The organism is Gammaproteobacteria bacterium (genome assembly GCA_022450155.1).
GTDB lineage: Bacteria > Pseudomonadota > Gammaproteobacteria > Arenicellales > UBA868 > REDSEA-S09-B13.
In genome coordinates this window covers 1-10,486 of record JAKUQR010000043.1, presented here as the reverse complement: position 1 = coordinate 10,486, position 10,486 = coordinate 1, and the positions used below count along the sequence as shown (strand labels likewise).

The 10,486-nt window shown below is 56.4% G+C and carries 7 protein-coding genes and 1 pseudogene; 3 read left to right on the top strand and 5 right to left on the bottom strand.

Annotated elements, in window-relative coordinates; translation table 11 throughout:
* Positions 1-76: 76 nt before the first annotated feature.
* Positions 77-751 carry an FAD-binding oxidoreductase gene (locus MK323_14610; protein ID MCH2483379.1) on the bottom strand — a complete coding sequence of 225 codons (675 nt, stop codon included), beginning with the start codon at positions 749-751 and terminating at the stop codon, positions 77-79.
* Between the two features lie 168 nt (positions 752-919).
* Positions 920-1,045 (bottom strand): annotated as a pseudogene (locus tag MK323_14605) (2Fe-2S iron-sulfur cluster-binding protein).
* Positions 1,046-1,236: 191 nt separating this feature from the next.
* On the opposite strand from MK323_14605, the gene mutM reads away from it, so the two are divergent.
* The 3 genes from mutM to MK323_14590 all read left to right on the top strand — a co-directional run bounded on the left by mutM (position 1,237) and on the right by MK323_14590 (position 5,894).
* Positions 1,237-2,052: a bifunctional DNA-formamidopyrimidine glycosylase/DNA-(apurinic or apyrimidinic site) lyase gene (gene mutM / locus MK323_14600; GenBank protein MCH2483378.1), complete on the top strand. Its 816-nt coding sequence runs from the start codon at positions 1,237-1,239 to the stop codon at positions 2,050-2,052.
* 52 nt (positions 2,053-2,104) lie between these two features.
* Positions 2,105-3,349, top strand: a complete 1,245-nt coding sequence (locus MK323_14595; GenBank protein ID MCH2483377.1) for an aminotransferase class V-fold PLP-dependent enzyme — start codon at positions 2,105-2,107, stop codon at positions 3,347-3,349.
* A gap of 127 nt (positions 3,350-3,476) precedes the next feature.
* Positions 3,477-5,894, top strand: coding sequence for an FAD-dependent oxidoreductase (locus tag MK323_14590; protein ID MCH2483376.1), 2,418 nt, complete (start codon positions 3,477-3,479; stop codon positions 5,892-5,894).
* On the opposite strand, the gene MK323_14585 is transcribed toward MK323_14590, so the two are convergent.
* The 3 genes from MK323_14585 to MK323_14575 form a co-directional block, all read right to left on the bottom strand.
* Entirely contained in the window at positions 5,891-7,513 is a 1,623-nt protein-coding gene (locus MK323_14585; GenBank protein MCH2483375.1) for a thiamine pyrophosphate-dependent enzyme, read from the bottom strand. The genes MK323_14590 and MK323_14585 overlap by 4 nt on opposite strands.
* Positions 7,514-7,610: 97 nt before the next feature.
* Positions 7,611-8,924 carry an FAD-binding oxidoreductase gene (locus MK323_14580; protein MCH2483374.1) on the bottom strand — a complete coding sequence of 438 codons (1,314 nt, stop codon included), beginning with the start codon at positions 8,922-8,924 and terminating at the stop codon, positions 7,611-7,613.
* A 104-nt stretch (positions 8,925-9,028) separates the two neighbouring features.
* On the bottom strand, positions 9,029-10,486 hold a 1,458-nt coding region (locus tag MK323_14575; GenBank protein MCH2483373.1), incomplete at its 5' end, for a trimethylamine methyltransferase family protein.

Below are 10,486 nucleotides of genomic sequence, written 5' to 3'. Positions count from 1 at the left end.
TACAGGTACCTCTTCTGAGTTGTTACCGGCTGTGGCGGAAAGCCGGTAGCGCAGTGCCTGCACAGTACAACACCATTTAGTTGTCCAGAACGTCTGCCCCGAACTCAAAAGAGTCGTAGAAAAATGACTCCTCTTCAAGACCCTGTGTGCTGAACGCCTCGCGGGCGGCTGCGATCATGGGGGGCGGCCCGCTGGCGTACACCTCGATATTATCCAGGCTCGGGAAATGTCTCAGCACGGCTTCGTGTACCCACCCGGTCTCGCCGTCCCAGTCATCCTCTGCCACGGGTTCTGAAAGAACCGGGGTGTAGGTCAGATTGGCATGCTGTTCAAGCCAACCCCGGATGTCCGCATCCAGATAGAGATCCCGCTTGGCGCGTACGCCCCAGAACAGATGAAACGACCGGTCGCTGGTGACGTGAAAAGCCTGCTCAAGAATGGCTTTGATCGGTGCAAGGCCTGTGCCGCCAGCCATCAAGATCACCGGTTTTGTATTGTCCTGTCTGAGGAAAAACGTGCCGAACGGGCCCTGAAAACGCATCAGTTCCTTGACCTTGAGTCCGTTGAACACGTGACCGGTGAATCGACCATTTGGGACCTGGCGTACGTGAAGTTCAAGCGGGGTATCGGCTTGGGGCCGATTGGCAACCGAGAAGCTGCGTCTTTTGCCATCGCGCAACAGAATATCGATGTACTGACCGGCCAGGTATTCAAGATCTTTTCCTTTGGGCAGGGAAAGTTTGAGCACCATCACATCGTGAGACAATGTTCTGAGATCGGTCACCCGGCAGGGCAGCATGCGAATTTCAAGGGCAACGCCGCCGGCGATTTCACGGGCATCAATCTCAAGGTCGCTGAGCGCTTTGGCCTGACATAACAGCACCAGTCCCTGTGATTGTTCCTGCGGGGTGAGCGCTGTTGCTGCAAATTGACCCACATCAACCTCCCCGGTCACCAGCTTGGCCTTGCAGGTGCCGCACGACCCGCTCCGACAGCTGTAGGGAAACACCCGGCCTTGTCTCAGGGCGGCATCGAGAATCGTTTCGGCGGTGTCGGCTTCAAAAGCTGTTTGGGTCTGTCGATTCGTAATTTGATAACTCATTTTGTTCAGGCAAGATCAGTTGATGGCGTGATCAGGATTTCTGCTGGGCGCAGATTGTGGCATTTTCTGGTCGCCAAGGCGACGCATCCGGAGCGACAATAGCGGTCAGTCTTATCCACGATATAAATCGCCTGATGCCCGAGCTGCCGGAAGTTGAAACCACCGTGAACGGCATTCGCCCCTTCGCTGAAGGGCGTACCGTAGCCGGTGTCATTGTCCGGCAGCGTCAGCTGCGCTGGCCGGTATCCCGGGGGCTGTCGCAGAAGTTAAGCGGAAAGGTTATCCAAAGTGTCAGACGCCGTGCCAAATACATTATGTTTGAATTTGAACGGGGTACCTTACTGATTCACCTGGGCATGTCGGGCCGTTTACGGGTGGTCCCGTCAACCACGCCGATCGAAAAGCACGATCATGTGGATCTGCTGCTTGACGACGGCCATTGTGTGCGTTTCAGAGATCCCCGCCGGTTTGGCAGCGTCATTTGGGTGTCTGGCGACCCTCTGATGTCTCCATACTTGTATCATCTGGGTCCGGAACCGCTGGTTGACGACTTTGATGGGCACTACTTATACGCCAGGGCCCGAGGGCGTCGCGCGGCAGTCAAGAACTTTATTATGGATGGGCGGATTGTAGTCGGTGTCGGTAATATTTATGCCAGTGAAGCACTCTTTCGAAGTGGCATCCGTCCGACACGTGCGGCGGGCCGGATCGCACTCGAGCGCTACGATCTGTTGGTGACCGCTATTCAGTCCGTACTGGGTGAGGCGATTGCCGCGGGGGGGACGACATTACGCGATTATTCCCGTGTCACCGGGGAGCCGGGTTATTTTGAACAGGCGCTCAAGGTGTATGAACGCCAAGGTCAGCCTTGTGAGGCGTGCGGTGATCTGATCAAAAGAAAAGTAATCGGTCAAAGGGCGTCGTATTACTGCCCGTCGTGCCAGCATTAAAAGCGCAGTCAAACCAGGTGGACATACCACTATCAACACAGAGGAACCCAAGATGGACTTAGATACCGACTTTGTTCGGTCACAGTTTCCGGCCTTTCAGGCCGAAGGGACACGGGACTGGATCTTCTTTGAAAATGCCGGGGGCTCCTATGTGCCCCAGACTGTAATCGATCGTCTCAACCGCTTTTTTGTTGAGCATAAAGTTCAACCGTATGCTGCCTATGCGTTGTCTCAGACTGCCGGCGAAGAGATGGACGAGTCCTATGCGGCGATTGCCGAACTCCTCAACGCTGAACCCGATGAGATTACCATCGGGCCATCGACTACCCTGAATTTTTATGTCCTGGCGCAGGGTCTTCGTTCGCTGCTGCGCCCGGGTGATGAGATCGTGGTGACAAATCAGGACCACGAAGCGAACGTGGGCTGCTGGCGGCGACTGTCAGAGTATGGCGTGATGATGAAGGAATGGCGGGTCGGGAAAGCCGACGCTGAACTGGATATCGGGGATCTTGATGAGCTCGTCACGGACAAGACCAAGCTGGTGTGTTTTACATTGTGTTCTAACCTGGTAGGTACCCACAATGATGTGGCGCAGGTGTGTGAGATCGCTCGAAAGGTTGGCGCGATCGTGATCGCCGATGGTGTGTCCTACGCGCCACACACCATTCCGGATGTCAAAGCTTTGGGTGTTGATTTTTATGCCTACAGCACCTACAAGACCTTTGGACCCCACCAGGGGGTCTTGTGGGGGTCACCGGATGCGCTGAAGAAAACCGAAGGACAGAGCCATTGGTTCAATGAGGAAAAAGCGCAGGTTCGACTCAATCCAACCGGGCCGCAGCACGCCCAAGTTGCGGCACTGGCTGGCATCACTGAGTATTTCGATGCGCTCCATCGGCATCATTTTGGCCATGATAAAGGCAACCGCCATACCCGGGCCAAAGCGGTTTTCGAGCTGGTGGCCCGGCACGAATCCAGGTTAGCCAACATTCTGCTGGATTATCTGAATGACTCCCCGGACATCCGTCTGCTGGGCCAGGATCAGGCTGCACCCGGTCAACGGGCCGCTACTGTGGCATTTCATGCACGTGCGATGCCGTCAGCCGTGATTGCGAAGCGGCTGGCTGACCACAGGATCGGCGTCGGAGCGGGAGATTTCTATGCCAGGCGCTGTGTGGAGGCGCTGGGCATGGACCCAGACGATGGTGTGGTGCGGGTGAGTATGGTGCACTACAACACTCCTGAAGAAGTGGAACGGCTGGTTACCGTACTCGATGATATCTTGCAAGCCGCCTGATTGTGCAGATACCGGCGCTAATGTTTGATCAACCCGGCGGCATAATTTGGCATACTGGCTCGGGTGAAAAGGGTGAGGGTGATGGCATCTCGCCGGATACATCCAGTGTCAGATCACGGGAGTTGTGATGAAAGAACACGCTCGAGTCGTGGTGATTGGCGGCGGCGCCTTAGGTGCGGGACTGTTGTATTACCTGACCAAAGAAGGATGGACCGATGTGGTGCTCGTTGAAAAAGGCGAGCTGACTTCGGGTTCGACTTGGCATGCAGCCGGGTTGATTCCCCATTTCATTGGCGGTCTAAGTATGGCGAAGCTACATCACGCGGGTTCCGAGTTGTACAAGCAGCTGGAAGCTGAGACCGGTCAGGCAACCGGGTGGCACGGCTGCGGCGCGATACGACTGGGTCTGACCGACGATGAGGTCGACTGGTTTCGATATGTCAAAGGCACCCTGGATTACCTCAACATTGAATCTCACCTGTTGAGCCCTTCAGAGATACTTGAAGTCCACCCACTGCTGGTCGTCGATGATGTCAAGATGGGTATTTATACCCCCACCGATGGCCATACTGATCCCGCCAGTGCCACCAACTCGATGGCGATTGGTGCACGCATGGGGGGTGCCGAGATCTATCGTCATACCCAGGTGCTGGATACGCGACTCAAAGACACCGGTGAATGGGCGGTGGTTACCGACAAAGGCACCATCACCTGCGAGCATGTCGTCAATGCCGCCGGCAGTTTCGCCCGGCAGGTGGGCGAATGGGTCGGCCTGGACCTGCCGATCGTGAATATGAAACATCACTATCTGGTCACGGAGAATCTGCCCGAGGTGGCAGCTTTAGATAAAGAACCGCCGGTCATACGCGATCCCAAGGCCTCGTGCTATTACCGGCAGGAACAGGACGGCATTCTGATCGGGCCGTATGAAAAATCCGGTGCAGAAGCCTGGGGGCTGGACGGCATCGACTGGGGATTTGACATGGAACTGCTGAATCCAGAGCTCGAACGACTCGAAACAAGTCTTGAGCTTGCTGCCGAGCGGATTCCCTGCTGGTCGGAAGCTGGCATCAAGCGGGTGGTCCACGGACCGATCACCCATACCCCCGACGGTGGGTTTTTGCTGGGACCAGCAGAAGCCTTAAGCAATTACTGGTTGTGTTGTGGGGCATCAATCGGGATCACCCAAGGACCGGGTTGCGGCAAATACCTGGCGCAGTGGATGGTCCACGGCCAGACCGAGATCAACGTTCGGGATATGGACCCACGCCGTTACGGTAAATGGGCCTGTGGTGACTACGCGGTGGCCAAGTCAATCGATGAGTACCAGGAGATGTACCAGCCGGCACTGCCCGGAGAGTTTCGTGATGCCGGCAGGCCGACCCGTGTGACGCCGCTTTACGACAGGCTCAAGGAACTGGGCGCCGTCTACGCCGATACGTTCGGGTGGGAGCGCGCCAAGTGGTTTGCGCCAGCGGGCGTGTCTGAAGTGTATGGCTTTCGACGCAGTAATTGGTTTGACACGGTTGCGCAAGAATGCCGGGCGGTGCGTGAGCAGGTGGGCCTGCTGGATCTTTCGAGTTTCTCCAAATACGAAGTTCAGGGCAGCGATGCCAGGGCACTGTTGCAGCGCGTCTGTGCCAACCGGGTCCCTGGTCGAGATGGTGCCGTTGTTTTGACCCAGATGCTGACAGCACTTGGTGGCATCGAGTCTGAAGCAACGGTCACCCGGTTGTCGGACGACCACTACTACCTGCTCTCTGCGGCGACGGCCGAAATTCATGACCTTGACTGGCTGGTGCAGCACATTAACTCGGGCGAAGCGGTTTCAGTCACCAACGTGACCGATGAGTATGGTGTTCTGGTGCTGACCGGTCCGCAATCGCGCGATGTATTAGCCTCGCTGACCGATGCCGGATTGGACAATGAAGACGGCTTTACCTGGATGACAGCCCGGGAGATTACTGTCGCCGGTGTGCCGGTGCGGGCGTTGCGCGTGTCCTACGTTGGGGAGCTTGGATGGGAACTCCATCATCCCATGAGTGAGATCAAAACACTCTACGATGCGTTGCTCGATGCTGGCCAAGACCACGGCATTCGCCCCTTCGGGACCTATGCACTGAATGCCTTGCGCATGGAAAAGGCGTACAAGGCCTGGGGCGCTGAACTCACGACTGAGATTTCACTGGTTGAAGCCGACATGCTGCGGTTCGCCCGACAAGGCGGGGGTTATATCGGCGCGGAGGTTGTTGAACAGAAACAGCGCGATGGGGTCGACATCCGTTTGGTTTATTGCCGGGTTGATGCTGAAGACGCCGACGCTATGGGCAATGAGCCCGTTTATGATGGAGATCAGGTGATCGGCATCACCACCAGCGGGGCTTATGGTCACTGCGTCGGTCAGAGCCTCGCCTTTGCTTATGTCAATACAGGCTACGATGCTGCCGGTACGTCATTTGAGATTGAGATTCTCGGCAAACGCCGCAAGGCAGCGGTTCTTGCCGAAGCCGCGTGGGACCCGGAAAACCAACGACTGAAAGTTTAAGTGCCGCGTACTTTCGGCAGCAGCACGAAGTCCCAGGGCGAGGGCATTTCTCCGACCGGGACTTCGATCAGGGCCGGCGCATTGGCATCTAGCGCTTGGTTCAGGCTTTTTTCCAGTGCATCAGGTCCTTCGGCCTTTAACGCCATCACGCCAAACGATTTCGCAAAATCAGTGAACGAGGGGTTCTGGAGGTCACTCGCGATCTGGCGCCCTGCATATTTTTCCTGCTGGATTCGGGCCACATTGCCGTAGGCGTTGTCGCTGAACACGATCACCACGACGGCAATGTTATGCCGGACTGCGGTTGCCATTTCCTGTGCGTTGAACATGAATCCGCCGTCGCCGGCGATGGCGACCACCGCCTGGTTAGGGCAGGCCACTTTGGCACCGAGTGCGCTGGCATAGCCCCAGCCCAGGGTGCCCTGGTAACCACTGGCGAGATAGGTCCGGGGCTGATAGACCGGAAATGCAAACCGGCTGACATAGCCGACTTGCGTGAGTTCATCAATAAATATGCCGTCTTCGGGCAGTGCGTTCCGGATGGCGCGGATGAATGACAGCTGCGGCTCGAGTGGCGACAACACTTTAGCCATGGCTGCCTTTCTCGCAATCATTTCTTCTTCACGGTTGTTGCGGGGCGAGTCGTCGGTCGGCAGCGCATCGAGCAATGCCCGGCAAGCGAGTTTTGTGTCGGCTATGATGCCGATCTCAGGTTCTGTATGGCGGCCGACCGCGTTTGAGTCAATATCGATGTGGATAATTTTGAGGTTTTCATCCGTGCCCCAGGCCATCTGCTGCATCTGCAGCCGTGTGCCAACAGCTAACACCACGTCACAGTCTTTCCACAGTTCGTTAGCGAGTGGCGAGGTCACACTTAAGTAGTGGCGAGCGTCCAGCACACCATGGCCCGTGCGGAAGGCCGATACCGGCGCCTGCAGGCGCTCCGCGAGTTTGGTCACCTCAGCGCTGGCGTGCTGTGCACCACCGCCGACGATGATCAGTGGGTGTTCACTTAGTTCCAGTAATGCCGCGGCCGATTCGATAGCCTCGGTATCGGGAGCGCACGGTGTTATTTCAAGTGGCGGTAGCGTGCTGTCTGACCCAACTTCACTGCCCCAGATATTCATTGGGCATTCGATGCCGACGGGGCGGGGACGGCCATTGATCAGCGCGGTTAACGCTTCATGTAATTGGCTTCGGGCTTTGTCGGGGTCGAGAATGCGGGTCGCATGTTTGGTCAGGCTGCCGAGGATGCCGTCCTGGTTGGGTATTTCATGCAGCAGTCCGTACTCGCGGTCGATGGCACCCGTGGGGAGTTGACCGATCAGTGCCAGTACCGGGGCATTCACTGCATAGGCGGTGGACAGGGCAGCGGTGGTATTGAGAAAGCCGGGGCCGGGTACGACGCAGTAGGCCTGGGGCTGGCCGGTGGCGAGTGCGGCACCCAGCGCCATGTAGCCCGCGGCCTGTTCGTGTCGTACCTGGATTGGCCGAACCGTTTCGCGGTGGGGGTATAACGCATCGAAAAAATCATCGTTCTGAACGCCGGGGAGGCAAAACAAGTGCGATAAACCCAGGTCTTTTAAGCCCTGAACAATGAGGTCGGCAGTTGTGGTCATGGCTACGGGCGTTGAGGTTATGAGATTCGGATTGAACGCAACAGTGTAACCGCTCGTTAGCGCCTCGTTGCGAGTAGACATGACTTTACCGCTGGCGCTATTTTTCTGCTCGCCCCGTCCAGTGTCGCCAAGCAAGATTTGCACGCACGCCAAGGCCAAGAAATGGCTGTGGCGGCAGTCGGTTCGGTGTGCCCAGACTTTGAAGGTCCGAAATCAGTGGATTATCTCGACTGCAGGCCAGATCCGCCGCCAGCAGTCCGCTGATCGTTCCTTTGGTAACCCCAATCCCGTTCTGGCAGATAGCACTGTGGATATTGTCGGCAACCTTCCCGAACCCATGGCCCTGATTCTGGGCGACACATACGAATCCCGTCCAGGTATGTTCTATCGTGACCTCAGGCAGCATCGGAAAGCGGGCGTTGAAGCAGGCCTGATGACCCACACGAAGGGCTGTTCGGTAAGCATCACTGCGACGACAGCCTGGGCCGTACTCGACTTTCTGACGAATCAGCAGACGATGATCCTGGGTGTAGCGCATGGTCACACCCGGCATGCCGACCGGTGTGAGCCCCCAATCCTCCTGACCACCCAGGGCCTTTTGTTCTTCAATTGTAAGCGACCGCGACAAGCTGGCCGATAGGGCGATCGGGAGCAGAGATCTTTTGTAAAACCCAAATTCTTCCGTGTAGATGCCGGTGCCCAGGATAAGCTGTTGTGCCCGTACACACCCGTTGGGTGTTGTCAGCGTAATCTTGCCGCCATAATTGGCAGTGATAACGGGTGAGTTTTCGTAGATCGTCACGTTTTCTGGCTGGCTGTCACCGAGTCCACGGACCAGCGCTGCCGGATTCATCAGGAATGCCCCCGGTGCGTAAAGTGCACCATGGTAGTAGCTTGTGCCGATTTCATCGGCCAGTTGCTGGCGGTCGAGCAGCCGATAAGGCTCGCCGAGTTGGTCAAGCACCCGCGCAAACGGTTCTATTTCAGTTCTAAAGGCGTGTGCAGATACTGCGCCGTGGTACTGCCCCCTGGAGCTCCATTGACACTCGATACTATGGGTATCGATTTGTTGCTGGAGATAATCTATGGCACTTCGGGCAAGCCTAATATGTCTGGGCATCACAGAAAGCTCATCTTGAAGTTGCTGACCGTGGGGAAGGTCAATCGCAAAGCCAGCATTGCGACCCGAGGCTGCACCTGCGAGATTCTGAGCCTCCAGTAGAATGATCTGATCTTGCGGTCGGTTCTCGGCCAGGCGCCGTGCTGCAGCCAAACCCGCAAACCCAGCACCGACAACCACCCAATCGGGGCTTACCGTGTCTGTCAATGGCGGGTTCGGATTCCGCGGCGGCAGAATATTGTTCCAGCCGTTGGTGGAATCATCTTGTGGCAGTAGGTCGATGTGGGTCACGTTCTATCCTGGATGGGCTGCAACTTAGCCATTATGTGATAAAAGCAAAATAGTTCAGTGAGCTCTTGCCCGATGTCTAGAGAGCATCTGTTTGATGGATCTATTTAGCGGAGAACAGCATCAGCGCCGATGAGTTCACGTTTACGGCGCGCGATAAAGGCCTCAAGTTCCTCCAGGATAGCTGGATCTAAGGGAGGTTGTTCATAGTCGTTGATTACTTGCTTCCAGACCGCGTTCGCTCGTTGTGCTGAGTCGAGGCCACCGGCTTCCTTCCAGTTTTCGAAGTTAGTCCAGTCCGATACCACAGGTGTATAAAACGCGGTATCGTAACGCGCCATGGTGTGGGTCGTGCCGAAATAATGTCCTCCGGGTTGTACTTCGCGCATCGCATCGATGGCCAGGGTTTGGTCGTTGACTGCCAAAGGTTCGACAAACGCAGCCATCATCTGCATCATCTCTACATCGATGATCAACTTCTCAAACGAAGCGACCAAACCGCCTTCAAGCCAACCGCCACCATGGATGACCATGTTGGCATGCCCCATGACCGCGCCCCAAAGTGACATCTCACTTTCGTAGGCCGATTGGGCGTCAACACTGGTTGACGCGTTGGTGTTGCTTGAGCGAAAGGGTATTTGGTATCGACGGCAAAGCTGTCCGGTGATGAGACTGGCTTTGGTCTGTTCCGGCGTTCCAAACGCCGGTGAACCAGTGCGCATATCCACATTTGAAGTGAATCCACCATAGACTACGGGTACGCCTGGTCGCACCAACTGGGTGAGTACAATGCCGGCTAATGCCTCGGCATTCTGCTGGGTGATGGCGCCGATGACGGTCACCGGAGCCATCGCACCGGCCAGTGTGAAGGGCGTCACAATCACCGGTTGTCCTGCCCTGGCGAGTTCGATCAATCCGCCTGCCATGGGCCCATCGAGCAGACGCGGTGAATTGGTGTTGATATTGCCGGTGATCACAACGTGTTCGGGTAAGTCATCGAAGTCGATACCAAAAAGGATGCACGCCATGTTCAGGCCATCCCGAGCACGGTTGCTGCCGAGCAGGGAAGTGCTGATGCACTTATCGGTATAACGAATCTGAGCCAACAGAATGTCAAGATGTCGGCTGTTCTCGGGCAAGTCGAGGGGTTCAAACCCACCAAGTGCATAGTGGATAATGTCAAAGCTCTGGAACAATTTCTTGTAGTCGCACAGTTCCACATAAGTCCCCGGGCGCCGGCCTCGATCGAGGTCCGATACGAATGCGGGACCGGCGACACCGGAAAAGGTAATGTGATTGCCCCCGAGAGTCACTGACTTATGGGGATTACGGGCATTGTGTATGTACTCCGCCGGCACAGTTTTGATGACTTCCTCGACCATCTCGGGATCGAGATAGACCAACTCTTCCGCTCGATCGACTCTTGCGCCGCCTTCTGTATAAATTTTTGGAGCTTGGACTTCGGTGACTTTCATGCCGAGTTCAGCTAGCACTCTCAATGACTCCTGATGGATGGACTCGATCTCGTCAGCACTCTGTGGTTCTATGGGCGGCAGGCTGTTGCG